27 protein-coding genes and 1 pseudogene are annotated in these 24,561 nt (G+C 56.6%); 6 read left to right on the top strand and 22 right to left on the bottom strand.

What is annotated here, in order from left to right; all coding sequences use genetic code 11:
• Positions 1-42 precede the first annotated feature (42 nt).
• The 3 genes from HV477_RS19325 (at position 43) to HV477_RS19315 (ending at position 2,794) form a co-directional block, all read left to right on the top strand.
• The gene (locus tag HV477_RS19325; protein WP_175065329.1) at positions 43-636 is read left to right on the top strand and encodes a ZinT/AdcA family metal-binding protein; all 594 of its coding nucleotides are present in this window, start codon (positions 43-45) and stop codon (positions 634-636) included.
• Between the two features lie 373 nt (positions 637-1,009).
• Complete coding sequence (gene ftnA / locus HV477_RS19320) at positions 1,010-1,507, top strand: non-heme ferritin (RefSeq protein WP_175065328.1); 498 nt, start codon at positions 1,010-1,012, stop codon at positions 1,505-1,507.
• 708 nt (positions 1,508-2,215) lie between these two features.
• The gene (locus HV477_RS19315) at positions 2,216-2,794 is read left to right on the top strand and encodes an Ail/Lom family outer membrane beta-barrel protein (RefSeq protein ID WP_175065327.1); all 579 of its coding nucleotides are present in this window, start codon (positions 2,216-2,218) and stop codon (positions 2,792-2,794) included.
• 47 nt (positions 2,795-2,841) lie between these two features.
• On the opposite strand, the gene HV477_RS19310 is transcribed toward HV477_RS19315, so the two are convergent.
• From HV477_RS19310 to HV477_RS19265, 10 genes are all read right to left on the bottom strand, one after another.
• Positions 2,842-3,222, bottom strand: a complete 381-nt coding sequence (locus HV477_RS19310; protein ID WP_175065326.1) for a hypothetical protein — start codon at positions 3,220-3,222, stop codon at positions 2,842-2,844.
• Positions 3,209-6,007, bottom strand: a complete 2,799-nt coding sequence (locus tag HV477_RS19305; RefSeq protein ID WP_175065325.1) for a conjugative transfer ATPase — start codon at positions 6,005-6,007, stop codon at positions 3,209-3,211. Before HV477_RS19305 ends, HV477_RS19310 begins: the two co-directional genes overlap by 14 nt.
• Positions 6,008-6,436 (bottom strand): TIGR03751 family conjugal transfer lipoprotein, encoded by a 429-nt coding sequence (locus HV477_RS19300; RefSeq protein ID WP_254621685.1) that lies wholly within the window; start codon positions 6,434-6,436, stop codon positions 6,008-6,010.
• A gap of 2 nt (positions 6,437-6,438) precedes the next feature.
• Positions 6,439-7,911, bottom strand: a complete 1,473-nt coding sequence (locus HV477_RS19295) for a TIGR03752 family integrating conjugative element protein (RefSeq protein ID WP_175065324.1) — start codon at positions 7,909-7,911, stop codon at positions 6,439-6,441.
• 115 nt (positions 7,912-8,026) lie between these two features.
• Positions 8,027-8,932 (bottom strand): TIGR03749 family integrating conjugative element protein, encoded by a 906-nt coding sequence (locus HV477_RS19290; protein WP_175065323.1) that lies wholly within the window; start codon positions 8,930-8,932, stop codon positions 8,027-8,029.
• Positions 8,929-9,585: a PFL_4703 family integrating conjugative element protein gene (locus HV477_RS19285; protein ID WP_175065322.1), complete on the bottom strand. Its 657-nt coding sequence runs from the start codon at positions 9,583-9,585 to the stop codon at positions 8,929-8,931. The genes HV477_RS19290 and HV477_RS19285 overlap by 4 nt, the downstream gene beginning before the upstream one ends.
• Positions 9,585-9,965 (bottom strand): TIGR03750 family conjugal transfer protein, encoded by a 381-nt coding sequence (locus tag HV477_RS19280; RefSeq protein ID WP_175065321.1) that lies wholly within the window; start codon positions 9,963-9,965, stop codon positions 9,585-9,587. Before HV477_RS19280 ends, HV477_RS19285 begins: the two co-directional genes overlap by 1 nt.
• Before the next feature lie 13 nt (positions 9,966-9,978).
• Positions 9,979-10,320: a TIGR03745 family integrating conjugative element membrane protein gene (locus HV477_RS19275; protein ID WP_254621684.1), complete on the bottom strand. Its 342-nt coding sequence runs from the start codon at positions 10,318-10,320 to the stop codon at positions 9,979-9,981.
• Positions 10,321-10,367: 47 nt separating this feature from the next.
• Complete coding sequence (locus tag HV477_RS19270; protein ID WP_175065320.1) at positions 10,368-10,604, bottom strand: TIGR03758 family integrating conjugative element protein; 237 nt, start codon at positions 10,602-10,604, stop codon at positions 10,368-10,370.
• Positions 10,601-10,924, bottom strand: coding sequence for an RAQPRD family integrative conjugative element protein (locus HV477_RS19265; RefSeq protein ID WP_175065319.1), 324 nt, complete (start codon positions 10,922-10,924; stop codon positions 10,601-10,603). The genes HV477_RS19270 and HV477_RS19265 overlap by 4 nt, the downstream gene beginning before the upstream one ends.
• Positions 10,925-11,231: 307 nt before the next feature.
• Here HV477_RS19265 and HV477_RS19260 point away from each other — a divergent pair.
• Together HV477_RS19260 and HV477_RS19255 are read left to right on the top strand one after the other, a co-directional pair.
• Positions 11,232-11,546, top strand: a pseudogene (locus HV477_RS19260) (isocitrate lyase/phosphoenolpyruvate mutase family protein); the annotation flags it as partial.
• Between the two features lie 193 nt (positions 11,547-11,739).
• Positions 11,740-12,798 (top strand): alpha/beta fold hydrolase, encoded by a 1,059-nt coding sequence (locus tag HV477_RS19255; protein ID WP_175065318.1) that lies wholly within the window; start codon positions 11,740-11,742, stop codon positions 12,796-12,798.
• Here the strand turns inward: HV477_RS19255 and HV477_RS19250 are convergent.
• The 5 genes from HV477_RS19250 to traD all read right to left on the bottom strand — a co-directional run bounded on the left by HV477_RS19250 (position 12,737) and on the right by traD (position 18,385).
• Positions 12,737-13,750 (bottom strand): AraC family transcriptional regulator, encoded by a 1,014-nt coding sequence (locus HV477_RS19250; protein ID WP_175065317.1) that lies wholly within the window; start codon positions 13,748-13,750, stop codon positions 12,737-12,739. The two genes, HV477_RS19255 and HV477_RS19250, sit on opposite strands and share 62 nt — an antisense overlap.
• A gap of 298 nt (positions 13,751-14,048) precedes the next feature.
• Positions 14,049-14,753 carry a CZB domain-containing protein gene (locus tag HV477_RS19245; protein WP_175065316.1) on the bottom strand — a complete coding sequence of 235 codons (705 nt, stop codon included), beginning with the start codon at positions 14,751-14,753 and terminating at the stop codon, positions 14,049-14,051.
• Positions 14,754-15,067: 314 nt separating this feature from the next.
• Complete coding sequence (locus tag HV477_RS19240; protein WP_175065315.1) at positions 15,068-15,211, bottom strand: Hok/Gef family protein; 144 nt, start codon at positions 15,209-15,211, stop codon at positions 15,068-15,070.
• A gap of 205 nt (positions 15,212-15,416) precedes the next feature.
• Complete coding sequence (locus HV477_RS19235) at positions 15,417-16,163, bottom strand: TIGR03747 family integrating conjugative element membrane protein (protein WP_175065314.1); 747 nt, start codon at positions 16,161-16,163, stop codon at positions 15,417-15,419.
• Entirely contained in the window at positions 16,163-18,385 is a 2,223-nt protein-coding gene (gene traD, locus HV477_RS19230) for a type IV conjugative transfer system coupling protein TraD (RefSeq protein ID WP_309224846.1), read from the bottom strand. Before traD ends, HV477_RS19235 begins: the two co-directional genes overlap by 1 nt.
• Positions 18,386-18,573: 188 nt before the next feature.
• Between traD and HV477_RS19225 the strand changes: the two genes are divergently transcribed.
• A complete protein-coding gene (locus HV477_RS19225; protein WP_175065313.1) occupies positions 18,574-19,479 on the top strand; it encodes a hypothetical protein in 906 nt (301 codons plus the stop codon).
• On the opposite strand, the gene HV477_RS19220 is transcribed toward HV477_RS19225, so the two are convergent.
• The 7 genes from HV477_RS19220 to HV477_RS19190 form a co-directional block, all read right to left on the bottom strand.
• Positions 19,476-19,712 carry a hypothetical protein gene (locus tag HV477_RS19220; RefSeq protein WP_175065312.1) on the bottom strand — a complete coding sequence of 79 codons (237 nt, stop codon included), beginning with the start codon at positions 19,710-19,712 and terminating at the stop codon, positions 19,476-19,478. The genes HV477_RS19225 and HV477_RS19220 overlap by 4 nt on opposite strands.
• 146 nt (positions 19,713-19,858) lie before the next feature.
• Positions 19,859-20,635, bottom strand: a complete 777-nt coding sequence (locus HV477_RS19215; RefSeq protein WP_175065311.1) for a hypothetical protein — start codon at positions 20,633-20,635, stop codon at positions 19,859-19,861.
• Positions 20,636-20,726: 91 nt separating this feature from the next.
• Entirely contained in the window at positions 20,727-21,254 is a 528-nt protein-coding gene (locus tag HV477_RS19210) for a restriction endonuclease (RefSeq protein WP_175065310.1), read from the bottom strand.
• A 7-nt stretch (positions 21,255-21,261) separates the two neighbouring features.
• On the bottom strand, positions 21,262-21,831 hold the full coding sequence (locus HV477_RS19205; RefSeq protein WP_175065309.1) for an integrating conjugative element protein: 570 nt from the start codon (positions 21,829-21,831) through the stop codon (positions 21,262-21,264).
• A gap of 1 nt (position 21,832) precedes the next feature.
• Positions 21,833-22,477 (bottom strand): lytic transglycosylase domain-containing protein, encoded by a 645-nt coding sequence (locus HV477_RS19200; RefSeq protein ID WP_375372880.1) that lies wholly within the window; start codon positions 22,475-22,477, stop codon positions 21,833-21,835.
• A 26-nt stretch (positions 22,478-22,503) separates the two neighbouring features.
• Positions 22,504-23,262: a TIGR03759 family integrating conjugative element protein gene (locus HV477_RS19195; protein ID WP_175065307.1), complete on the bottom strand. Its 759-nt coding sequence runs from the start codon at positions 23,260-23,262 to the stop codon at positions 22,504-22,506.
• Positions 23,263-23,283: 21 nt separating this feature from the next.
• Positions 23,284-24,246: a hypothetical protein gene (locus tag HV477_RS19190; RefSeq protein WP_175065306.1), complete on the bottom strand. Its 963-nt coding sequence runs from the start codon at positions 24,244-24,246 to the stop codon at positions 23,284-23,286.
• Positions 24,247-24,561: the final 315 nt, after the last annotated feature.

Genomic DNA, 24,561 nt, shown 5'->3' with positions numbered 1-24,561 from the left:
ACCATTCTCATATTCATACCACAATCAGGGAGATTTTGTATCATGCTGTTACGCCATTTACGACATGCCGTGTCCTTCATTCCCGCCGTTCTCGTCGCTGCCGGACTTTCCCTCAGCGCCGTCGCCGGCGTCCATGCGGAAGACCTTACCCCCTGGAAAGGTGAATGGGTCTCTGCCGTCTCGCTGCTGAACACGCCTGCCGTGGACAGTGAACTGCAGTCTGCCTATGAGGAGCAGGGCAAAAAAGACGGTATCAGTGCACAGGAATGGAAAGCAAACAAACTCAGCAAATGGAACACCGCCATTAAGGGCATGACGATTGATGATAATGACATCACGTTCACCCTGGGAGACGGCAGCCAGGTCACCGGAAAGTACACTTATGCCGGCTCCGTCACCACCACATACGGGGAGCACGAACTGCAGTGGAGCAAATTCACCAGCGAAGATGAAGGCGCATGGCGCGACGTCATGCTGATGACGCCGGAAGTGTCTGAAGACCACACCGCCCTGACGCATTTCCATTTCCGCTATGGCAATGACGGTTTTGAGGCGCTGCAGGAGGCGACCGTCTTCCCGACAATGGTGGCACCGGACACCATGGCAGCACAGTTCGCTGCTGATTTTGCGGAATGAATAATCACCAGAGGCTCCTTCAGACACGGAGCCTTTATTGTTTCAGGGGAGGGAAATGGAAAGTTATCAGGTTCTGCTGCTCTTATTTATCGTATACGTTACCGGACTGACGCTGCATATTACGATAAGAAGCAGGAATAAAAATAAGTAGCGCCCCTCCCGGTATCCGTGAACTTCATCCTCGCCCGGCCGTTCCCCGTTACTCAACTGACTGCGTATCCCCCGGAGCTCTCCGGGCATAAAAATATGCAACTGACCACAGGCCAGCATTAACGAATGGTGACACTGTTAACCATAAAAATAATGGCGTTATTGCCCGGCATGTTTTACCGTTGTCTGCATCACCGACTCTTACCCTGCAGAGGAAAGTAAAATGCTGAAGAAAGAAATGACTGAAAAGCTTAACGACCAGCTGAATATGGAGCTCTTTTCTTCCCTGCTCTACCAGCAGATGAGCGCCTGGTGCTGTTACCACAGCTTTGAAGGCGCGGCGGATTTCCTGCGCCGCCATGCACAGGAAGAGATGGCGCATATGCAGCGTCTCTTTGCCTATCTGACTGACACCGGCTGTATGCCCCATATCAGATCGGTGGAAGCGCCTGTGGCTGAATTTGATTCGCTGGCCGCGTTATTTAAAAAAACGTATGAGCACGAACAGTTCATCACTCAGAAAATTAACGAACTGGTACATGTGGCCATGAGCACGCAGGATTACCCCACCTTCAACTTCCTGCAGTGGTACGTCGCCGAGCAGCATGAAGAGGAAAAACTGTTCAAATCCATCATCGACAAGCTGGCACTGGCGGGTGACACCGGCGAAGGTCTCTATCTGATTGATAAAGAAATTGCCTCAATGGGCAATGGTGGTTGATACATCTTCTCCGGACCTGATGCCCGAGACCAAAAAAGGGGAGACATCACTCCCCGAAAAACGAAAACTGCCTGTCATTATAGTGTATCCCTCATGCAACCGACGCTGACGGACAGCGCTATCATAGAGGAAAAAATAGCGAACGACATAATACCTTATTGGTATTATTCCTCAGCGTGAATAAATTTCATGACCGGTGGGTATCGGGTGCCTGTGTATCATGAAAAACGCCCGCACGGGGAGCGGGCTAATCATCCTGAGGCAGAGAAGCTGTCTGTGCAGCCTTAATTGATAACTCAGGGTTACAGTAACATAATATCATTATTCCATGAAGGCGTATAAACTCTGTGGGCAAACTTGGTTTCTGCCGTAACTGTTTCCTCTTTGCAGCAGACAGTTCCTGCTATTGTCAACGCCAGGATTTTGCCTCCTCCCCACACTGTCACAGAAATTATTCCTTTGCATTCTCGACAACAGGAAAGGCTCTCTTTTCCCGACATCTGAAGCAGGAAAACGTTATCCCGGTCACTCCGCTTCCGGTGACTTTTGACTCCCGTTTACGATTTTGTATGCCCGGACTGACTGAGCGAGACTCTCCCCAACAATGAAATATTATGGCTGAGTAACTCTGCACTTGACTCTGATAATCTGGCGGCATTTGAATAGATTTCGCTTTAATAATATTTTAACAATTAAGAACGTTTTCTTATGAAGAAGCTGGCAGTGGTTATTATTACGGGGCTGATGTGTGGAAGCATGGGTTTTGCGAATGCTTCTGATCTGTTACAGAACACTGCATCTGTCGGGTATGCATTCAGTCACATCAACGATTACGGCAATCTTAATGGTGTTAATCTCAGTTACCGTTATGAATTTACGCCTGAGTGGGGCGTTCTGGGCTCGTTCACATGGGCGACGGCAAGTAAAAGTGAACGCTCCGGCTCTGTGGATGAGGGGCTTTACAAATATGACAGTAAACTGAATTACTACTCTCTCCTTGCCGGTCCCGTTTACCGTATCAATGATTTTGTCAGCCTCTACGGTCAGATTGGCGTGGGTTATATTAAAGCACATGGCTCAGAGTCTGATACTTACCGTAACTCATACGACAAGGATAACTTTTCCCTGAGTAAAACAGGGTTTGCCTATGGTGCAGGCGTTCAGTTCAATCCTGTTGAAAATCTGGCGCTGACAGTAGGATATGAAGGTGCCACATTCAGTTCAGTTGACGATTCCGGTAGCATAAATCCGAACGGGTTTAATGTCAGTGTGGGTTACCGCTTCTGATCCTGATTTGGTGGCAGTATATGAAACAGCCCATCCGGGCTGTTTCCTTATGTCTCCAGACCGCTGTTCAGGGTCAGCATCAGGTACACCGCATCCACCATATCCACCACATCGATGTACCAGCGTGGCGCGCTGTAGTCCTCTTCCTCCGGAAACAGCGTTCTGCCATTCACAGTGATGAGCAGGTCAACCCGCCCCGTATCTCCTTCCAGCGTCATCGCCACGCTGCCACGGTGACCAACACGATGTGGGTGGCAGATGATACTCACCGGCCCGGACAGCCTGGCCCTCAGATGGTTGACCAGTTGTTGCAGTAACACCGCCTGCGCATGCCCCGTCACCGGCGCCGACTGCGGCAGGCTGTCAAACAGCAGGCCGTCCGCCCCCGTTTCCGCCACCTCCGCCGCAGGATATCTAAGCCTCACCATTCATCTCCCCCGTTCCGCGTCTTCTGTCCAGCTCTTTCGCCACCATAAAGGCCGCCTCCAGCTCCGTGCAGCCGTGCGCCTGCATCAGTTCCCGCCGCTGCGCCTTCTCGTCCTTCTCCGTCATGCCCAGTGCCAGATACAGGCTTGGCGGTACCGAACGGAACAGCGCATTCAGGTTATGGCTCATCACCACCCCCTCCGTATAGCAGGGAATACCGTTCACCTTCTGCCCCTTCTGCGCTGACGCCAGCATCGACTTATGCTCCTCCGTCAGCCGGCGAAAACGCCCTATCTGTTCAATTTCATCCGGTGGCATCGTCAGGCACACCCACCATTCCGCCATGTTCAGCATCTTCTCTGACTCATTCGGGTAATCCTTCAGGTTCTGTGTCGCCAGCCATAACCAGGTTCCCAGTTTTCGCCACATCTTGGAAATCTTCGCAAAATACGGGGAAACCAACGGGTTCGCCGTCACCACGTGTGCTTCATCAATACAAAAGATAATATCCCGGTCTTCAGACTGGTCCCGTTCCGCGATATGGTTCACCGTGTTGGCCAGCGATATCACCGCCAGCGCCATCTGGGATTCGTATCCCTCCCGGGACAGGTAACCCAGGTCCACGATGGTCACATCAGCTTCCGGCCACGCCTCCCCTTCCCGGTTAAACAGTTCGCCTTCAAACCCTTCTGTCAGCAGCTCCAGTGACAGCGCCATCTCCGACGCCCTGGCCTGCATCTTCGTGTGCCAGCGGGGACCGCCGCCGGGCTTATGTGACATATCCGTGGCTATTGTTTCCAGCGTTACCTTAAGGTCCGACGGCAGCATCTGCCGTTTTTCTTCGTGCACACGCTGCGCCGTCATTACCAGCGCCCGGCGCAGTAACCCGCGGTCGGCACGACTCAGCTTCTCCTCCTTCTCACCGCCCGTTATCATCAGGATGGCGGCGATTTCCATCTCACCCAGCACGTCACGCTCATCATCGTCATCACTGTCATCCACATCACTGATGTCCCGCAGCTTATTTTCGTCCAGTTGCTCCGGCCGGATATCCAGAATCAGGTGTGAATCCGCAAACACCGGCAGGCAGGTTCCGCGACCGGGTTTGATGCTGACCTTGTTGACCGTCAGCCCCAGACTCCGGCAGTAATCGGCCAGCAGACCGAACGAGTTGCCCGATTCCACCAGAAACAGCCGGGGGCGGTGCACGGCCAGCATCTGGCACAGTCCGGCGCAGAGAGTCGCAGACTTCCCGGCCCCGGTCGGCCCGAACAGCAGCAGGTGCGCACTGTTTTTACGGTCCTTCAGCGGGTCAAAGTGCAGTGGTTCGCCGCCACGGTTGAAAAAGCTGATACCGGGCTTACCCGTACCCGTTGAACGCCCGTACACCGGTGCCAGACCGGCAAAGTGCTGCACAAACGTCAGCCAGGTGTACCACCGGTGCCTGTCCAGCTCCGGGTTAAAGCACATCGGCAGGGCGCGCAGATACGTGTTCAGCGGCGAGAGGTCATATTCCGGGTTCAGTGGTTTCAGCCCGGCGTTCATCAGGGTGGTGCTGAGCGACAGATGGTGATGGTCCAGCGTCTTCATGTCCGGCGCCTTCAGCAGGAAAGTCAGCGCCCCGCGGTACAGCTTGTGCTTCTCCTTGAGCCAGGCCCGCGCTTCCTCCACCTGGTCTCGGGTACGCTCAGACTCCACGTTATCCCCGAGCGCCCGCTTACCCAGCCGGGCAAACTCCTCTTCCAGCTCCTTCTGCGGCTGTACCAGCAGGGTCAGGCAGGCCACCGTGCCCGGCGGCATCATGTCCATCAGCGCGTTAATACGCTCACCACGCACACACTCCGCCGTGAGATGTCCCGGTCCGGGCGGCTCCGTCAGGTTTTCCACCGCCACCGCCCGGTGCAGCACGTCATCAAACCACCACACGCCCTTCTTCGCGTCACTGCGCGGACGGGTGAAAAACAGCGATTCGCTGAAATCCGTGTCCACCGGCAGTGTATCCTGCCGGCTGTCACGCCAGGTGGCCGTCCGGTACAGCGTCTGCCGGTCAATCCACGACGGGGCAGGATTAAACAGCCGCAGCAGCCAGGCGTGGATTTGTTCCCCGCTCTGCCGGCGGCACACCACCCCGGCCTGGCTCAGCGCCGCCGACAGCCGGTCACAGGTCTGGCGCAACTGGACCACTGGCGGGTACGTTTCCCGCTGCCGCGGGTTCACGTAGCGGTACACCACCATCCGTATCTGTCGTATCTGGCCGCGCCAGCTGACGCCGGTCACCACCTCATCCTGAAACAGTCCCTCAGGACGGCTGATGACCTGCAGATGTCGCTCTGTCTCCGCAAGCCAGGCCTGCGTGAATTCGCTGCCCTGTGCGGCCGGGGTGACACAGCCCCTGATACGGTCCATCTCCGCCGTCAGGTCGGTCTCATCCTGGCAGAAGAACTGCACCACCCACTGGTGACTGCTGCGCTCTTCCGGGCCGTTCTGCAGCGCCACTTCCGCGATGTCGCGGATTTCTTCCAGACGCTCCGCTGAACGGCCGTCCGTCTGTGCCGGACTCAGGCTGAACACCGCCCCGACCGACACCCCGTCATCGAGCAGCAGGCACTCATCCTCCGGCAGGTATTCCACCCAGGGCAGGAAATCAATAAAGGACGGACCGTGTTCATAAATTTTTGCCTCGTCGCAGCGGGTCAGTCTGCCCTCACGCTTCAGCGGCTCACGCCCTGACGGGTGCGGTATCCGGGGTACAGATTTATTGCGTTTACCGGAAAAAAGACTGAACATCTACAGCGCCTCCGTTCGTTCGCCCGGCAGGGCGTACTGCGTGCGGGTGTAAAAAGGAAAGACCGTGCTGTACCCCGGCACCGGCGCGTTGCCGTCCGCCAGATGCGGGAACACGTACATCACCATGTCGGGGTTCGGCAGCCGCGGAAACTGCTGGCTGAGCTCGCTCTCCTGCGTGCGGCTGTAACTCTCCGCCTGCGGGCGGTCGCCCTGACGTTCCGGCCCCGTCAGCGGCCGGCGCAGCGCGTCCCGGGCCTGCATCCCCTGCTGTGCGCTGCCCGACCGGTGCTGCCATAAATCCATCATCGTGCTGTCCCCGGCCGGCAGTATCGCCTCCTTATTGCTGCTGCACCCTGACAGCAGCATTGCCAGCGCCATCACCGGCAGATATCCGTTAATTCGTGTCACCATTGCGGTACGCTCCGTCATCGCTAATCCAGTCCGCCGGTACCGGCATCGCTGCCCGGCAGCGTGAAGTCATATTTCACCCGGCGCCCTTTTTCGGCATAGTCAATATTCAGCTGACGCGTGATGTGTACCGCCACCGGTGCCCCGGGCGGAACGTACACCGCGTCGAAGGTCTGTCCGTAGCGCTCCTTCACCCACTGCGCCACCTCCTTAAAGCTGCCCCCCAGCGCCTGGCCCAGCACCGCCTGCCCGGCGTTTCCGGTCAGCGCCGACGTGATACCCCCGCCGTCGGTGGTGTTGTTCGTGTACTGACTGGCCGTCAGCGCGTCACCCGCCGAAGTGCCCAGCGCCAGCAGACCGATGGTCGGCAGGTATGAGGCCGCGTTGGACTTACGCTCTCCGCTGATACACGGAATGCCGCTGTTGTCTGACAGCCAGCCAATACTGCCGCCGTTCCCGGACCCGCCGCCGTTTTCACTGCCGCTGTTGTCGGTCCGGTCTGACGGGGCCGGCAGGGTTCTGACCGTGCCGTCGGTGAACACAAACGTGATGGACGTGACGCTGCCGCGAACGCAGGACAGCGTCCAGTCACCGCTCGCCGTACCCGACACGATGGCCCCCTCCACCTCCGGCTGCTCAATCCCGTTGGCCGTCAGGTTGTCCCGGCCAATCATCACCTTAAACGGATAGGGGTCGGTGACCTTGTTATTGACCGGCACCCGTCCCAGCAGCGCCGTCATCGCCGTACTGCCCACCAGGGTTGAATTCTCCGGCAGGGTGTACACCGGGTCGACCGGTCCCTCATCCTGACCGTTGTCCAGCCCCTGACGGTGGTTCGCATTCCGCTCCAGCGCATTTTTCTCCCGGGTTATCGGATTATCTTCCAGAAATGAAGTGGCAAAACGGGGTCCCTGCCCGCCCTGCTGTTCCGCCGGTACCGCGTCCTGCGGGTCAACCCAGCGAAAACCGTCTGTGTCTCCACCACCGGAGAAACCGGTATCCAGCCCCAGACCCACCGGGATATCGCTGCCCGTCTGAGCAGATGCAGTGGATGAGGGTGCTCCGCCCGGTGCCAGCCCGTTCAGCATGGCGTTAAACTGGTCCGTCAGCGTGGTTTTCTGCTGCGCCAGCGCCTTCTGTGTCCGGTCTTCTGCATCAGAGACCGCATCCGCAATACGCTGGTCCACCTGACCGTTCCCGGCCTGCAGCTTCCGGTTCTCTTCCTTCAGCTCCCGGTTCTCCTTCATGATGTCGCCCTGCTGGCGCTGGACCTCACCCAGTTTGCCCACCAGGGTGTTCAGGGTGTCCTGCGGCGTGTCGCCTTCTATTCCCAGCTCCCGCAGTTGTTCCGGGGTCAGCTGTGGCAGGGGAACCTGCTGTGTCGCTGCCTTCTCCGGAGTACCGGACGTGCAGGCGCGCATGCCAACGGCCGCCGCGCCCAGAACGACTGCCGGGATAATCACCTTCACCAGGGCGTTGGATTTCAGGGTGGCCATTACTGTTGCCCTCCCTTTATCGCAGGTGCCGCAGCCCCGACGAGAATCGCCAGAAAAATGAGAAAAACAACAGGGACCGGCACTTTTACCCGTGTACCGGATTTCATGGTGGCCATCAGCGCTTACCTCCCTTCCCTTTTGTCGCAGGTGTCGTTACTGCCGGTTCAGCGATAAACGCCGCCTCCGGCCGTCCCTGTATCACCAGGTAAAGCGTGGTGGTATCTTCCGGCTGTCCGGCCGGTCCCAGCCACCGGTGCTGAAACGTCGCCGCCACAAACCGTCCGGTCAGCGCCCGCGGGTCCGTCACCACTTTTCCGCTGCCGGTGTTACGCACCTTCAGCGCCACCACGCTGTACTCCCCCCGTCCCCAGGACGCCAGCGGACGGATATCAACGGGCTCAGACGGATACAGCGTGGTGAGGTGTGACGGCAGGCGGAGCGGCAGGGGATGAACACCCGGCAGGGCTTCCACCGTACGCAACGGGGCGTACAGCGTCTGGGCCGCATAGCGGGTCAGCACCACCGGCAGCGGGCCGTTCAGTTTCGGGGCCGGACGGGAGGCTGACACCTCACGTTTTGTCCCCCCACGCCCCGAACCTGAGGAAATATCTGAAGCAGTCTGATTCGCTGCCGTCTGTCCGGCCCGGGTGGCGCTCTCCACCGTCCCGTGATACACAATCTGTACCGCCTCCCGGACCGTTTTGCCGTCGGTGGCGCTGACGTCAATCAGCACCATCTCCCCGCTTTCCACGTCCTTCAGCACCAGGCGGGTCGCCGGAAAAGGCGCGCCGGCATCGAGATACACCGCCCCGCCGCTGCTCTGGATACGCAGCTTTCCGTCCAGCGACGCCGGAAAGCCCACCTTCACGTTTTTGTCCACGAACACTATCCGCTCCTGGCCCACCGTCAGCGGCACCTGCAGCGGAATACGCTCCCACTTCATCAGTTCCACAGCGTGGCTGAACGGACTGTACAGCGTGGCAGTCAGCAACAACGTGAAAAGACTGCGGCCGTGTTTCATTCATGTCTCTCCGTGTTGTCCATCTCGCTCAGCCCCGACACCTGCAGACGCTGCGGGGTGCCGGCATAGCAGTCCAGCGCCAGCCCGAACGGGTTACGCACAGGGTCGCCCTCCCACTTCACCACCCGCAGCGGATAGCGGGTCAGGGCACGCTTAACCAGTACCGCGTGATAGTATTCATCCGCCACCAGGTCCAGGTTCACCACCCAGCTGTCACGGCTGGTTTCCCGCACACTGTTGCTGTTGTACCCCTGCATCGGAATTTCATACACCATGCGAACCCTGTCCCGCAGCTCATCGTGCGCGCGGCGCAGCTTCACATCCCTGTTGAGAAAGTCCTGGCAGCCCGGCGTCAGGTAAGGACTCATCTGCGCAATCCGCGCCGGATAGTCCGCGTCGCCATTCTTCGGCCAGGCGTTGAGCTGCTGGAAGATGTAAAAGCCGAAGCTGTAGACGGTAGGGTCAGGCACCTCCCACCACTTCTGCGTGCTGCCGGAACGCAGGTCCGGCGGCACATGTACGGTCAGGTCGCGGGGGGCCAGCATCCAGCCCGCCATCGAGAACGCCGCCAGAATGCCCAGAGCAACGCAGGTGATGCGAAGCGTCAGAATATGGTTGTCACGTTCGGACAGCGCGTTACGAAAGCGGCTCATCAGCGATGTCTCCCGGTGCGCCGGATTTCCCGACAGGAGCAGTCCGTAAAAAAACGGTATCCGCCGTAACGACAGTTGCCTTCCGTGCTGCCGGTCGCCCGGGCAAGCTGCAGCGTGACGTGCTGCCAGAGATAGTTGTCCGGTTTGTTACGCTTGTAACGCGTCAGCCAGTCGCCGCTGAGCCAGGCCACCGGCAGGGGCATCAGGATGGCCAGCATGGGAAACGCAATCCAGCCCGCGAACGGCGCCACAAACACCGCCGTCACCAGCCCCAGTCCGCTACCGCACAGCGCCGCCACGCCCAGCTCCCCGACGGTGAATCCCCGCCACACCACCGGACGGACATTCAGCCGGTCGGGAATAAAATCAATGGCTGCCATATACATCCTCCGCTCAGATGACCGTCACGGCCTTGTTGAGGAAGTAGATGACCAGCACAATCATGATGGCGCCCACCACCACACGGACGCCAAAGTCAAACCAGCTGGCCTTGCCGTCACCAATCTTGTGGTAGGTGCTGACGCAGGAGATGACCACCACGATGAAGGCGGCGGCGCAGATAACCAGCGCCCCGTAGCTCACCCCGTTGCGGCTCATACTCTTGACATCCTCCATTACGTCGGCGGAATTTGCGCCACCGGTGATTTTGGGCAAATCCGCCCGGGCGGCCAGGGACCAGAAGAGGCCGGTGCAGAACGTGGTCACGCCACGCAGACGGGTAATCAGTGTCATCATTGTTCCTTCTGTTAAATCGCCGGCGACTGACCACCACCGGACGGTCATTAATAGCTGTAAAAGAGTATTGCCAGTTCAAGCAGGATTATCAGGCGCACCACAAACATGCCGGCTGCCCCCGCCTTCACGTCCTGGTTCGACCAGCCGACATAGACGGTCCGTATCATCCAGGCGGCCAGCAGAAACAGCAGCGCGAAAAAAAGCGCCACCACCAGATGTTTTATGACTGCCGGGTCGAGTCCGCCAGAGCCGGCGATAAAGGCCGTACGCTGTACGCTGTTCATTGCGGACGCTCCCGGCGGTACTGGCCGCTGACCGCGTCACCTTCAGATAGCCGGGGCTGGGCGCGGGACGGGTCGAGATACTGTGAAATACCCTGCTTCATTGCGCGGATATCCGCGGTCGCGCGGGTATAATCAAAATAAAAACGACCGTCGCCTGACGCCTGTGCGCTGAGGGTCTGAGCGCGGTCAAAGGAAGCCTGAAGCTGGTCAAGCTGGCGCATCACCAGGGCCAGTTCATCCTTTTCGGATGCCAGGGCTGCAGGTGCCGCCAGCGACAGCGCCAGCAGGGTGGCCGGAATGAGGAAGTAACGACGGGACATATCCTGTACGCTCCTGAATAAAAGGGTTCGCGCACAGGGTGTCGGAAACAACGATGAAAATCAGCAGTAAACTGTTTTTCAGATTTTGAAAAAAAACGGCGGGGATTTTTATGGAATATCTGTATTAGTGTGATTACCAGGGGATACTGACAGTCCGATCTGAGCCAGAACCAGACCTTGAAAGATTTCGGTCTGGTCCGCCACCGAGTTCAGATTACGCTTGCTAAAAAATAGTCGTCTGAATTTCGGTTGTGACGTTCTTACTTAATGCTTAGATTCATTTTCAATCTATTGAGAGGATATGGATATGAACTTTGCAGAACTCCACAACCAGCATGAGCCTCTTCTTATCGCTAACGTCTGGGATGCCGCCAGTGCTGTCGCAGCACAAGAAGCAGGTTATCAGGTGCTGGGAACGTCCAGCGCAGCAATTGCGTCCACACTGGGATATGAAGACGGGCAGGGAATGCCGTTTAATGAAGTATTTTATATAGTCACCCGTATCCGGGCTGTCAGCAACCTGCCATTAAGTGTTGACATGGAGGCAGGATATGGTGATTCAACCGAAGAGATAATAACCAATCTCAGGCGCCTTGCTCAGACAGGTGTATCAGGCGTTAATACGATTGGTGTTTTAAGACAATAGCCCAAAGATACAATGCCGTGCCACATGCAATTTTTGTTCTTTGCAAAGAAGAACTCCCGGCAGCATCCTTCCGGACACTCAGTTATTAACGTCCTCGATCACGTTTCAGGACGCATCAACCGGGCATTCGTGACCACAATGCGTCTCTATTTACTTACCGGAGATCGTTATGTTACGGCCCTTTTTTTGCTTTCTTTTTTCTCTTCTCTTTAGCGTCACGTCGTATGCCAACACGGCTTTTCGGCAACTGAATATCCAGGAGGATAATTCCCGCCCTCTCGATATTGCTATCTGGTACCCCACCGGGGCAACCGGCTTGCCGGAAAAAATAGGTGACAATATGGCCTTTTACGGCACCTCTGTACTGCGCAATGCAGCACCGGAAGCAGGCGAGCATCCGCTGCTTCTGCTTTCTCACGGCTATGGCGGTAACTGGCGCAACCTGAACTGGCTGGCAACGGAAATGGCGGCTCAGGGCTATATTGTGGTGGCGGTCGACCATCCCGGAACGACAACACTTAACAAACGGCATCAGGATGCGAAGGAACTCTGGCGCCGGCCGCAGGATCTCAGACAAGCGATGTTGAAAATTATTTCTACCCCCTCTCTTGCCGGAAAAGTTGATGTGCAGAGAATCGCGGCAACCGGGCACTCTCTCGGCGGCTGGACGGTGCTAGAACTGGGAGGGGCACGCTTTGACGCCGCACGCTTTCAGAATGATTGCCAGGCACATGCCTGGTTGGCTGCCTGCAAGTTAATACAGACGCTGGGTATCGATGAAGCTGACGGGCGGCTGAACGCAGACGAAAGAGAGCCGGCAATCAAAGCCATTGTCTCACTCGATCTGGGGCTGGCCCGTGGATTCACGCCAGAATCACTTTCTCAAATTGCAGTACCTGTGTTGATTATGGCGGCTCAGGAAGACAGTGATGAGCTACCCGCCAGGCTGGAATCGGGCTACCTGGCTCAGTATATTTCTGCCGCAGTAAGGCAGGAAGTGAATGTCGAAGGGGCAACGCATTTTAGTTTTATGCAGCAGTGCAAACCGGGTGCAATAGCACTCATCGCAGAAAAAGAACCGGGCGAAGAGATTGTCTGCCAGGATGGCAGCATCCGGAGTCGGGCTGCGATTCACCGCCAGCTTGCCCTTGATATCAGCACCTTCGTCAATCAGGCTCTCGACTTTCAGCCGCTGCCCGGCGGTAATCCGTCGGGGTCACACCGCTGATACGAAGAAATTCGCGATGAAAGTTTGATTTGGTGGCAAAACCTGCCTCCAGCATCACTTCCGTTATCGGCAGGTCTGTATTCCGCAGAAGTTGCTGTGCATAGTCGATGCGCAAACCGTTGATCCACTGTGAGACATTACAGCCGCACGTCAGGTTCACCGCTTTTGAAATCTGGCGTGCGGGGACCCCTGTTTTTCTCGCCAGCGTACTCAGTGTCAGGTCGGGATTCAGATACAGATTCTGCTCGCTCATCAAAGTGTTGACCTGCTGATAAATCGGGAGGAATGCTTCACTATTGTTCTCTTTACGCTCTCCGGGTGGCAATGCCGATTCCCCGGCAGGAAGTGACGGACGGTCGCTACCGACAATGGCAAAACAGACAAATGGCAGCAGAATAGCCTGCGAGATTGCGACCAGTTGCGGTGCCTGCTGCCCCTGGTAAAAATAGAAGTTGAGTGCGATGGTCAGATCGGTTAGTCCGGAAAAACAGAGAAAGCACCCTGCGATAAAAGCGAGTGATGAGTTTGAAACGCTGCCGCTAAGTCGCCTGAAAATGAACGTATCGCTTCCCAGCAGCGCCGTTCGGATCAGGGCACAACCGTAGCCGATATAGAGTAGCATCAGTACTGCATCCGTAGTTGCAGGGGTAGTAAGGTTCAGCACCAGAGCGAGTGCCGGCGGTCCCACAAAAGTGGCGATTTTTTGCTGTAAGCGCTGTCCTGTAAAGCAGTGCCAGGCCAGCGGTGGTAGGGTGATCGCGATGACAGACTGCAACTGGCGCAGCAGAATAAGATCGAACTGCCAGCGCAGGGCTGACATAAGGACCAGCAGCGAACAGCCCGCAATAAAGGTAGCGTTGTTGCGATAGCCTGCAGGGCGTTGCCGGCAAATCTTCAGCAGTAAAATAAGCAAAATAGACAGGGTGAACCAGGGAAAGGGAATAGCCAGCATGTGATACCTGTACGCAGAGCATTTATATCAAGGGGTATGTTGTGCCATAAACAGGCGCAAAAAACACTGTCAGGTACATAAATTGTCAACAATTCAACGCGTCCCCTGTTTTACGCCTTTCAGGATTATGAAGTCGTTATTTTGAATAAAGTAAGAGTCTGTGTGTTGCCCGCTGCCTGAAATTAATGTCCAAAACAGTGCATCAGCTTAAGTCTGAGCAAACACATATCTGCGTAAGTGTATATACGGTCTAAACGTGACGCTTACTCATAATGTAACATAGTGTTTAAACGGCGGGTCACCGTGACGGCGGAAAACGGGATACCTGTACGCCCGGGGGTGCTTCGTCAACCACCCCCTGCCTGATAACACTGTCATCCAGTTCATCCAGCGCGGTGATGACCGCCTGGCTGACCGATTCCAGCACATCCAGTTTTGTCAGTATCCGTTCCGCCGTACGTTTCTCCCGGCGGAATTCCTGTACCAGGGCAGCAAGTGCCTGATGGAGCTTCCCGTGCGCTTCCCCGAGACGGACAAACGCCGGCAGGGAGCCAAAGTTTTTCCGGCCTTCACCCTGATACCAGCGTCCCAGGGCACATTGATTCTCATCTTCCGCAGGAAACGTGTCCTTCCCCTCCAGAACCGACATGTACACCCTCTCCCGCCACTGGTAATGAATGGCTTTGAGAACCGTTACCTGCAGACTGTACGCCGTGCAGCGTATCATGTTTGCAGACACGGTCAGCTTTCCCTGTATTTTTTCATTCTCGTCAATCAGTCCGTTCAGCAGGGCAATCACTTTATTTCTGTATCGCCTCTCCCGGGGCGTCAGGGTACCCAGCTTGTTTTTCAGCCTGCCCCGCAGGGAATACATCTGATTGACCAGCCCGGTGACCCCGTCGGCCATCGTCTCATTCTCATCCGCCACAGCAGACATGCCGGAATACAGTTTTTCCGCTTTTTCTGCGGTATACAGCACATGCACCTGCTTAGCCTGCAGCATTCTGTACACCATGGAAAAAAGTGCGTTGTCACCTGATGTCACAATCAACTCCCTGCCACCACTTGCGGAAAGTAAAGAAAATAAAAGTAAGGGATTAAAATAGCACGGGAGATAAACGGTGCCGGATTGTTTCAGAATATTCTGCCACCCGGCCCTGTGGCAGGTTACCGCAGACATAAAAAACCCGCAGCAACATTACTGATGCCACGGGCTTTGATTTCTGACTTCGTACATACCGAAAAAAGGGTGCCTGACGACCACCACCTCAGCAACCGGAATGGCGGGGAATCACCTCCCCGCCGCGGTTTCCTGCATCACCGGTGACAGTGCTGCAGGCTTGCCGCAAATTCCGCCCCCCATAACGTCAGATGAAACTCGCATAATGAGCCGCGTAACATCCAGATGATGAGGACCATCGCGGTACAGACCGCGACCGTGATTAACGATTTTTGCGACATAAGCGCTTGCTCCTTTTCCGGAGAGGCGCTAACATTTCACTTGCTGGGTAGAAACGTCAGGCCTCGGTTAACAGTAATGTTTTCCGGGGCCTCCGTCTTTCTGGCCTTCGGGAACACCTTCAGACCAGAGGTCGAAGGCACCCGTGGGTACTCTACTGGTTTGCAGCCTGGTTCGCAAACACTTCCTTTCTGTATGTGTCCGTTTCTAAAGGTATTTCTTGAACGTGGACGCCTGTACCGTCAGGACGAGACCAAACAGCAGCGCCGACGGCAGCAGAAACGCATTCGGGTACGCCGCCGCAGGCCATGAGAGATACGCCATACACGGATACACCAGGGATGGCTTTATCAGCCCCCGTGCATGATGGTACAGAAAGCTCGACTCATACCCCGCCCCGTACCGCCTGAGGTCACGCAGGCTCAGACCTTCCACCATGGCCACTGCCGCCGCCATCACGAACAGCGGCAGTGACAGCAGCAGAATACTCACCCGCACCACAAACACCACCGTGATATACAGCGTGGCTTCCAGGAAAACTCTGAACTGTACGGCAAGCCATGCCCCGCTGTCCGCCACCGTCTGCGTGAACAGATTACCGTGACCGCTGCCGCTGTTCAGGGTACCGGATGGCATAATGTTCTCCGCGAGCCACCGGTATCCCTCACGCACCCACGACATCACCGTCACTGACGGCTGTGACAGCACCAGGCTGCGGGTAAAATCCGACGACAGAAACCGCAGCTCCGTCTCCATCATGGCTCTGGCATGCTCAGCCCCCTGCTCCGGCCACCAGAACACCAGGCCCGCGTACTCAACCAGCAGGCTCAGAAACAGCGAAGCAAACAGAATACCGGCAATATGCCACGGCAGACGCCACAACAGCAGCCACAGCAGGCCCGGCTTTTTCGGCGGGGACGTGTTCTGCGGCGGACGGGATTCTTCCTTCGCCATTACGCATCATCCTCTTTCTGCTCCTGCACTGATTCTCCTGTGGCCTCAGACGCCTGTAACTCCGGAAGGTGCGTTGCGTCTGCCGGAACGGGCGTACAGACTGTCAGCGGTATCTGTAGTTCCGGGTCAGGGCTGACCGGTTCACCGGCCGGGTCCGGCAGGGTGGTTATCGACGGCCACCAGGACTCTCCCGTCCGGTATCCCTGACGCATCGCGGTGACCATCGCCTCCATACCTGGCGGCATCGCCACATCGTTCGCGTCCGACGGCAGCGGCATCCTGATTTTCCACAGCTTCCCGCCTTCCAGCAGGGCGAATGCCTGCCCCTTCGGCAGGCTGATAAGCTCCGCCGTCGAAATCAGCGGCATCCTCACACTGCTCACCCTGTCCTGGGTGTTGGAGGTGAAGTGCGCCCCCTGCTCCGGATTTGAGATATCGGTGAAGCCCGATACCAGCGTTTTGGTGTACACATCCACCTCCGGCAACTGGCTGGTCAGCAGCTCTGCCGTCATTTTCTCCCTCACCCTCAGCATAATGAGGGTGTTGAAGTTACCGGTCACCTGGGCAGCTTTGGCCGCGTTCCCGATACGGGCTTCAATATCAGACCAGGTCTGGGTGTAGGCCGTCACCTCAATCCCGGCACCGCCGCCTTTATTGACCATCGGAATAAACTCCGGCCCCATCAGCTCGTTAAACTCGTCACAGTGCAGGCTGATGGACGGCTTTTTCGCCTTTCCCGCTGATGCAGGCAGGTCGCCTTCGTGACCAAACTTGTAGATATGCCCGGCCACCGACACCAGGTCGGCAAACATGGAGTTACCCACGGCTGACGCCACGTCCGCATCCGACATCGCATCGAGACCGATATACACAATCCCTTTATTGCGGATAACCTGCTGCCAGTCCAGCAACGGACGACGGTCACTGATGTCCCGGTAGTCCGGTGACAGCAGGGAGGCCATTTTGCCACTGGTCAGCTTCTCCAGTAATGGTAAAAGGGAAGCCACTATTTTATCGAAATACTTCTGGTCGTAGCGGACGGCGTTGCTCAGACTCTCCAGAACGGTATCTTCCAGGGTCTGGCCTTCCGGACTCTCCAGTACCTGCGTGATGGCCGCGCGGCGCAGCACGTGGTCGGGTATCCCTTTGTTCTGGTTCACCTGGCTTAACAGCGCCACCTGCTGGTCAACCACCGCCAGCAGGTGCGGGGCATGCTCCCTCAGGTACCATTCCACATAGCGCTCATGCAGTCCCGTGATGTTCATGACGTAACGGCGGACCAGGTTATAGTCCGGCCGTTCTCCCAGCGCAACCAGCGCCTGGGCAATAATGTTCACCACCCGCCAGGCAAATTCGCGAAACGCCGCGCTGTTGCCTTCCCCGCTGAGCTGGTTCGCCAGACGACCGGGAACTTCAGATGTCCGGCCAAAACGCCCGATACCATTGTAACGGGCACTGATGTCAGGCCAGCCCAGGTGGAACACGTACAGTTCGTTCTGCCGCCCTGTCCGGTGCGCTTCCGCCCACACCCTTCTCAGCAGGTCGGCATCGCCTTTCGGGTCAATCACCACCACGGTATTCCCGCGCCGGATGTCCTGGGTTATCAGCAGCTCTGCCAGCCGGGTTTTGCCCACGCGGGTGGTTCCCAGAACCAGCATATGCCCCACCCGCTCCCCCAGGTCCATACTGACCGTGTGCTCATCCGGCTCCACGCCGTGTATCGCCGGGTTTCCGCCTGCCGGCGGCAGGGGCCGCACGGGATTGAACGGGGTGTCGGTACGCAGTATCCTGCTCAGCCACGGCAGGCGGTACTCTGACCAGCGTTCTGTTTTTCTGGCCAGACGGTACGCCACTGACGGTTGCAGAAACGCCTGTACTTCAGGCCGGCGGGTCTCCAGCAGACGCTGGAGATGCTTTTGCTCCCAGGCAAATCCTTTGCCGAGAAAGAGACGGTAACAGCTGACCGGCACCTGACGGCTGGTCATCACATAGCGGGGAAGACGTTTGAGGTTGCGGCGGTAGCGCAGTATTCTGAGTCCCTGGCGGGTTCGTACCGCAGCCAGTGCCACAAATCCTCCCGCGGTCACATAGCTGACCGATGGCGCCAGCGCCACCGCCCACGGCGCACTGACACAAACAAATGCCGCACAGCCTGCCGCCACGGCGGTATTAAGCTCCACGGCGGGACGCAGCAGCGCTTCCATCACATAACGGTCGCTCACTCTTATTCCTCCTGGTAAATTTGTCAGGAAGTAAGAATGCACCTTATATAGTTTCCAGACAGCAATAAATTAAATGTTCCCTGCATGAAAAAACAATCAGAATATTAAAAAAATGGGACCTGATACTGTTCCATGTTACCCACTCCTCATGTTATAGAAAATTACATTAATATACACGCGAGAGTACAATGAATATTTACAAACTTGATGTGACAGAAAGGAACTGGTGGTCTCTTGACAAAGATGATTATGAGCAACGTACTGCCAGGCGTCCTCCATGGTACAAAGTTAGTGATGAGGGAAAACCTCTTTACTTTGCTGTCTGTCCGGCATGTAATAATCCAGTACAGATAATAGGGTTTTATAAACTACCACCCAATATCACCGCTCCTTATGCAAAACATTATGGTAAACCTGTACCCAGGGTGGGTATCTACGACAGGGATGCTTACAACTGGTGTCCTTATTCTGACCATTCCAAAAAAAATAGTGGCACAAAAAATAAAAGGTCAGAAAGTCTGTTGAGCCGTCAAATTCTGGAATTACTGATACTTCATTTCGACAAAATCATCTGGATGCTGGGTGATGCCACCGGGATCTCAATTAATGAAAAACTTGCAATTGAAATGTTACATCAATATCGTAAAGAAGAAGGATGGTTGTATTCACAAGCCACTCTGATGAATGTCCCATGGACATTTGCTTATATGACTGACTATCAGAATATTTTATTTAAAAAGATAAAAGATTCTGCACTACTTCAGGCTATCATCAGAGAATCCAATGATAAAATCCATGTCAAAGAAAATGGATTCATAGTTAAGAATCCATCATATAAAAACCATCTGGATATTGGCGTATATTATACAAACCATAGTATTTCTGTAGCGGGTCACGAATTGACAGAAAAAATGGACATGGTAATTAATATCAGAGATTCAGGAATCACCCCAAGGGAAATATACAGAAAAACTATAATTTTTAATTTTAACCACTTTAACAGTCTCATTAACTTCTCCGGATGGGAAAAATCTCCCTGGAATGAAACATTACTGAACCACGCCAGGGAGGTGCTGGGGAAGTACATTTATTAACGAAGACAGGGGAATGTACTCTGAAGTATTACCCACCACTCATCATTTATCCGGGGAACCTCCCCATGTTTTTCTGCCTCCCTCAGACAAAGCAGAATATTTTCAAGGGAAAGCAGAAAAATATGATAGTTATCCTGCATTACAAAATGCATCTGTTGCAATTCCGGGCAGGGTTTCACCATTCCTTCTGGAATTGCAAGGTTATGCTCTGTACGTTTTTTTTGTTGTCTCATAATTATCCTGTATTTATTGAGAGTTCACGAACCAGTCTGGTCGCCCCGTCATTCGCTTTCATCAGCATCGGTACCGACGTAAACCTCCGGATCTGAGGAACATTCCCCGTCACCGTTCATCACACCGGGTAACACATAGCGGTCGCTCATTTTGTCCCCCTGAACCACCGGGCCAGCCAGCCAGCTCCGGTAACTGGCGTTATTTGCATCTGACGCAGGGACTGGAGCTGTTGCAATAATACCCGGCCTTCATCTGCCTGCCTTACCGTGACCCGTCGCAGGCTGTCCGGCACAAGGTCCCCTCCAGGCGAACCACCAACCAGCCTCAGGGTGAAACCTGGTGAAAAGTGATCGACTTTCCAGCCCGGCGTATCTTCCCGGCCAAGCGTTTCAGAATGCAGGTCTGTTTCCCAGTACAGACCCGCCTGTTGCTGGCACAGCCGTTCCGCCTGCAGATCTGCATATACCGAAAGCAGTACGTCATCAAATTCGTAATGACGTAATGACACCCCGTGCAGATACGTCAGCCCCTGTTCATAAAACAGGAACTTTGCCAGGCAGGAACGGTGATTACCATCACTGCTCACATACCAGTCAAGTCCGTTATAGCTGACATAATGCATGGCTGGCTTTTTCACTTCCGTCCCGAGGTAATATGACGGGTTCTTCTCCAGCAGACGGATATTAATATCCATCCGCTTCCCACGGTGCAAAAACTCACGCCAGGTAAGCCCCTGATAATCCGTATGGTCAGTCCCTCTGATACAAAAAACGTTGATACTGCCACTGTCCGTCCAGTAAGCCCGCCGGACAAACTGGCTGTATTTCTGGTATTTATTAATATTACGTTCGGCAATGATATTGTCGGCCCATGCGGGTGGTTCCTCATCCACCCGTTTGAGAAAATCACTCTTCCCGCTCATACTGCATACTCCTCACCTCTGTCACATACATTGTTGTTACTCCACTGATGACACACTGAATACCCTCTGGCCTGATATTGTTTACATGCCGTCAGTACCAGTCCTGCCGCCCTGCCAGCAGGTTCAGCAGCCGCTGTCCGCTGACGAGCTGTACCTGCGGGTACATCTGCAGGCCGTCACGGCTTTTACGCCCCGTGCGCCCGGTATGGATAAAAAAACCGCAACAATTTTCACGGGCAAGCAGTTCACCAAAATCCCGGACGTGCTGTGGTGAAATGCTCCGGCTGTAGCGTTTGGCCTGAATAAGCCACCTTTCACCGGCAATAAACACCTGACCATCAAGTCCGCCGTCCCCGCTGTATGACGGGTTACGGATAACCTTCAGTCCCTGATCCTCCAGGGCCAGTAACAGCAGTTCCTCAAACACGTACGGGTTGATTCTGCGCAGGTAGTTCAGCCTGGCGCCGTCTGAGGCCAGTTGGGGCAGGCGGGTCAGCACCCGCTCTGCCGTCTGCCGGTAACGGCGGTGGCGGCGAACCCGGGCGCCCGCTCTCCGGCTGAACCCGGCGGCAACGAAAACCGCCAGCAGCAGAAAAAGAAGCAGTATGACCGACAGCATCAGCGCCTCACTGTGACAGCCCGCGGTCCGTAATCAGCACCGGGTAGTGCCTGAGCTGAAGACGACGCGCGATATCACTGGCGGACGCCGGCAGCAGCGTCAGGCCCGGGGCACCCGCCTGCAGTTCCCGCAGGACGGCGCTGTCAGTGACGTTCACCACCAGACCTGTGGCGTTCATACGCAGCAGGTCAGCCCGTCGCTGCGCCAGCCAGTCCCGGGACAGCGCATCGTCCCCGACCAGAAATACCGGCGTCATGCCCGCCAGCGCCAGACTGCGCGCCTCCACCCTGCCCGGCGTCATCTCCGGCGTGGTCACCGGCAGCATCCCATCCACCGTGACAGGCGCGGACGGCTGCGGGGGTGATGGCGGAGACAGCGACCGCGGCGGCGTGAACTCATTCGCCTCATTGTTGATGGCGTCAAACAGGGGAGCGGTGGGCTCACCGCCGAGGTCCGCCACCACGGTCAGTGCCGCCATCGCGGAGGTGGTCAGCAGCCCGACAAGTGCAACCGGCACCAGGGTGTGGCGGACTGTGGCATGCAGGGTATGAACATAATGTGGAAGGTGTCTTTTCATTTCAGTGTTCTCCCGGCATCTGAGGCTCCGCCCACCGCAGCGCCGTTTCTTCCGCTGTCACCGGCACTGACGGCAGGGATGGATAAGCCGTACTGCGTGGGCGCGGTTCTGCCGGCGTAATCGTCGCCAGCTTCCGCTGTACAATGGCCCGGTAGGTCCGGGCCGGTTTTCCGCCCGCCGGATGGTGGTAACACCCCGCCGCCTGCAGCCAGCTGCCGGGATTCAGGTCGTAGCAGTGGTGCAGGATTTGTGCGGCGGCCCGCAGGTTGGTGTACGGCTCCAGAGCTTCACGGTAATTGCCGAAATACCCGCCGTTCCACCCCAGGTTCACCTGGGCAATCCCCACATCAATCCGCTTCAGCGGATAACGGCGCATAAACCCCAGCAGCGCCTGGTATGCCTCCTCCCGGGTGGCGTACCGGTATCCCTTGCCCGCCACGTTAAGTGTCCACGGCCACGGGCGTTCCCCCTGCGGCAGCCGTCTTGAGGTTTCAGCCAGGGACACCGAATACAGCGCTTCTGCCGGGACGCCGTACTCTTCTGCCACCTGCCGGTAACCTTCAGGCACCGGGCTGCCGGCCGGTAACGGTTGCCCCTGTGCCTGTTGTGCTGCTGCAGGCGATGAAAATCCTGCCGTTAATATCATCAGTAAACCGGCTGATGCCGAAATACTCAGAATGCCGCGATTTGCCATCCGCCCTCCCCCTGCTGCAGCACCACCGGCATACGTCCCTGACCGAATTTCAGCCAGTTACCATTATCATGGTTAAGAGTGACCTGACGGCTGCGGACCTTATCCACCGGAATATGGTGCGCCAGCGCCCACTGGCGGATGACATCATCACTGCCGCCACTGTCCACCAGGTAGATATCCACCGGCCGGTTGTCGGCAAGAACGGCACTCAGCCGGGCATCACACTGCGGGCAGTTCTCACGTCTGACAAACAGCGCCAGACGCCCGTGCGTGTCGTGCGCCACGCCGGTCGCGTTCCCCATGTTCACCGGCAGGACGCCCGGATACCGCCGCTTCCAGGCCGCGTCAACTTCGCGCTGAAACGCCAGCTCCTTCTCCACCCGCCGGTATTCCTGTTTCACCCACAGCTCCGCCATCTGCCGGCGTTCGGCGGCAGACTCCGCCTCAAGGCCCAACGCCATCACCGGGTCAATCCCCGGTGACTGAACTCCGCGGGGACCCTTCATCACATCCAGGTACTGCTGCCACTGTGTGTCGCTGAGCCCCCAGACCGCCGACTCCCGGGCGCTGTTGTCTGTCTGTGTCTGCTGTACCTGTGACGTCACCGTCTCCGTCTGGCGGGCAGTTGCACTGGCGTTATGTCCGGCGCTGACCGATGCCGCAGCAGAACCGCATACTGACGGCACGAAGCAGGCCAGCGTCACGGCATTCAGCGTTATTTTTTTCAGCATTTGCATCGTTATCTCCTCCCTGCCCGGCTATGGCGTCAGCTGCTGTATGCGGCCGTTAACCTGAAACGCCGCCCGGTTGCCGTCGGTACTGACCAGCGTCCAGCCCCGGTAACTCTCCCCGGGGAGCAGCATATGCAGCTGTGACCAGTCGCTCCCCGCTCCGGCAGGCAGCACCACCGCATACGCCTGTCCTCCCCGGCGCTCCACGCCCGTCAGGACGAACGGCGGCGTAAGGGCGCGGGAAACCACGGGAGCTTTCACCGGCGCGGAGGCGGCAGCCGGCTCATGGCGGGCCTTCGGGGACAGCTTTGTCGCTGTGCCGGTTGCCTTTTCTTCCCGCTGCGTTTTCCAGACTGACAGTGCATCAATGCGGGTGACCTGTTCATCCAGCCGGGACGACAGCGTGTCCGTCAGTTGCTTCAGCGCGTCCTGCTGTGTTGCCAGCGCCGTCACGTCGGCCCGGACCTGTTCACTGTCTTTGACCAGTTGCATCACCTGCGCTTTCAGCGCCTCCCGGGCCTTACCGTCCTCCCCGCGCCAGTCCTGCGCCTGCGTCAGGGACAGGTACTGCTGCTGTTTCTCCTCCAGCGCCTGAACACGCTGCGGCAGAACATCCACACGCCCGCTGCGAAACGCCGTGTCCAGCGAGGTCAGCAAAATTTCCTGCTGTCTGACTGTCTGCCACAGGAGTGCCAACGCACATATCAGCCCCGGGATCAGAATCCCCGAAAAAATCGCCCATACCCGTGACAACAGTTTTCTCCGGGACGCTGGTTCAGCCCGCCGGCTTCCTTTGCCTCCCAGCCGGTGCGAGGCCTGCTGTGCGGAGGTTTCTTCTGCAGTGGTCGGGGTATCCGCCGCGGAGGCCCCGTCGTCCTGCGACACCGGTGAATCCGCGCTCTCTTCCGGAGCCGGACTGCTCAGATATGAGGAAATGGGGGCCTCTTCATCACCGGGCACAAATGCCGGCACGGCCGTGAGTGTTGTCATGACAAAAGTCCTCTGACTGTCGGTTTGCGTTTATCATGACTATGCGGAAAGTGCCTGCAGGATTCAGCAGGCAAATCAAAACCGGAAAATGAAAATAAAAGTGATGAGGACTGTCATCAGGATGATCGACGCTGGCATTCCGTCAGACAGAATTTTTACCTCTGTGCATGTTAATATGATGGTGGCTTCGGGGGATTATCTGGTTGACAGTCACCTGGCCAGAAGTGCCCCCAAAAAAAACAGAACCCACTTCACAAACTACACAACAGATAAATAACGTTTCAGAATAGTAGATCACTTTGCTGAGAACCTTGT

It is taken from the genome of Salmonella sp. SG203 (assembly GCF_013350575.1).
In the GTDB taxonomy this organism is placed as follows: domain Bacteria; phylum Pseudomonadota; class Gammaproteobacteria; order Enterobacterales; family Enterobacteriaceae; genus Salmonella; species Salmonella enterica.
The sequence above is the reverse complement of the archived record's forward strand: the minus strand, read 5'-3'. Positions and strand labels throughout refer to the sequence as shown.

Excerpts from the sequence above, each read along its gene's own strand:
- HV477_RS19280 (WP_175065321.1), bottom strand. The coding sequence starts at position 9,965 with ATGGCAGCCATTGATTTTATTCCCGACCGGCTGAATGTCCGTCCGGTG.
- HV477_RS19310 (WP_175065326.1), bottom strand. The coding sequence starts at position 3,222 with ATGGTGAGGCTTAGATATCCTGCGGCGGAGGTGGCGGAAACGGGGGCG.
- HV477_RS19190 (WP_175065306.1), bottom strand. The coding sequence starts at position 24,246 with ATGACAACACTCACGGCCGTGCCGGCATTTGTGCCCGGTGATGAAGAG.
- HV477_RS19250 (WP_175065317.1), bottom strand. The coding sequence starts at position 13,750 with ATGCTGGCTATTCCCTTTCCCTGGTTCACCCTGTCTATTTTGCTTATT.
- HV477_RS19295 (WP_175065324.1), bottom strand. The coding sequence starts at position 7,911 with ATGGCCACCCTGAAATCCAACGCCCTGGTGAAGGTGATTATCCCGGCA.
- HV477_RS19265 (WP_175065319.1), bottom strand. The coding sequence starts at position 10,924 with ATGTCCCGTCGTTACTTCCTCATTCCGGCCACCCTGCTGGCGCTGTCG.
- HV477_RS19315 (WP_175065327.1), top strand. The coding sequence starts at position 2,216 with ATGAAGAAGCTGGCAGTGGTTATTATTACGGGGCTGATGTGTGGAAGC.
- ftnA (WP_175065328.1), top strand. The coding sequence starts at position 1,010 with ATGCTGAAGAAAGAAATGACTGAAAAGCTTAACGACCAGCTGAATATG.
- HV477_RS19215 (WP_175065311.1), bottom strand. The coding sequence starts at position 20,635 with ATGAGCGGGAAGAGTGATTTTCTCAAACGGGTGGATGAGGAACCACCC.
- HV477_RS19305 (WP_175065325.1), bottom strand. The coding sequence starts at position 6,007 with ATGTTCAGTCTTTTTTCCGGTAAACGCAATAAATCTGTACCCCGGATA.
- HV477_RS19275 (WP_254621684.1), bottom strand. The coding sequence starts at position 10,320 with ATGATGACACTGATTACCCGTCTGCGTGGCGTGACCACGTTCTGCACC.
- HV477_RS19195 (WP_175065307.1), bottom strand. The coding sequence starts at position 23,262 with ATGCAAATGCTGAAAAAAATAACGCTGAATGCCGTGACGCTGGCCTGC.
- HV477_RS19220 (WP_175065312.1), bottom strand. The coding sequence starts at position 19,712 with ATGAGACAACAAAAAAAACGTACAGAGCATAACCTTGCAATTCCAGAA.
- HV477_RS19300 (WP_254621685.1), bottom strand. The coding sequence starts at position 6,436 with ATGACGGAGCGTACCGCAATGGTGACACGAATTAACGGATATCTGCCG.
- HV477_RS19210 (WP_175065310.1), bottom strand. The coding sequence starts at position 21,254 with ATGCTGTCGGTCATACTGCTTCTTTTTCTGCTGCTGGCGGTTTTCGTT.
- HV477_RS19285 (WP_175065322.1), bottom strand. The coding sequence starts at position 9,585 with ATGAGCCGCTTTCGTAACGCGCTGTCCGAACGTGACAACCATATTCTG.
- HV477_RS19225 (WP_175065313.1), top strand. The coding sequence starts at position 18,574 with ATGAATATTTACAAACTTGATGTGACAGAAAGGAACTGGTGGTCTCTT.
- HV477_RS19205 (WP_175065309.1), bottom strand. The coding sequence starts at position 21,831 with ATGAAAAGACACCTTCCACATTATGTTCATACCCTGCATGCCACAGTC.
- HV477_RS19235 (WP_175065314.1), bottom strand. The coding sequence starts at position 16,163 with ATGGCGAAGGAAGAATCCCGTCCGCCGCAGAACACGTCCCCGCCGAAA.
- HV477_RS19200 (WP_375372880.1), bottom strand. The coding sequence starts at position 22,477 with ATGATATTAACGGCAGGATTTTCATCGCCTGCAGCAGCACAACAGGCA.
- HV477_RS19240 (WP_175065315.1), bottom strand. The coding sequence starts at position 15,211 with ATGTCGCAAAAATCGTTAATCACGGTCGCGGTCTGTACCGCGATGGTC.
- HV477_RS19290 (WP_175065323.1), bottom strand. The coding sequence starts at position 8,932 with ATGAAACACGGCCGCAGTCTTTTCACGTTGTTGCTGACTGCCACGCTG.
- HV477_RS19270 (WP_175065320.1), bottom strand. The coding sequence starts at position 10,604 with ATGAACAGCGTACAGCGTACGGCCTTTATCGCCGGCTCTGGCGGACTC.
- HV477_RS19255 (WP_175065318.1), top strand. The coding sequence starts at position 11,740 with ATGTTACGGCCCTTTTTTTGCTTTCTTTTTTCTCTTCTCTTTAGCGTC.
- HV477_RS19245 (WP_175065316.1), bottom strand. The coding sequence starts at position 14,753 with ATGCTGCAGGCTAAGCAGGTGCATGTGCTGTATACCGCAGAAAAAGCG.
- HV477_RS19325 (WP_175065329.1), top strand. The coding sequence starts at position 43 with ATGCTGTTACGCCATTTACGACATGCCGTGTCCTTCATTCCCGCCGTT.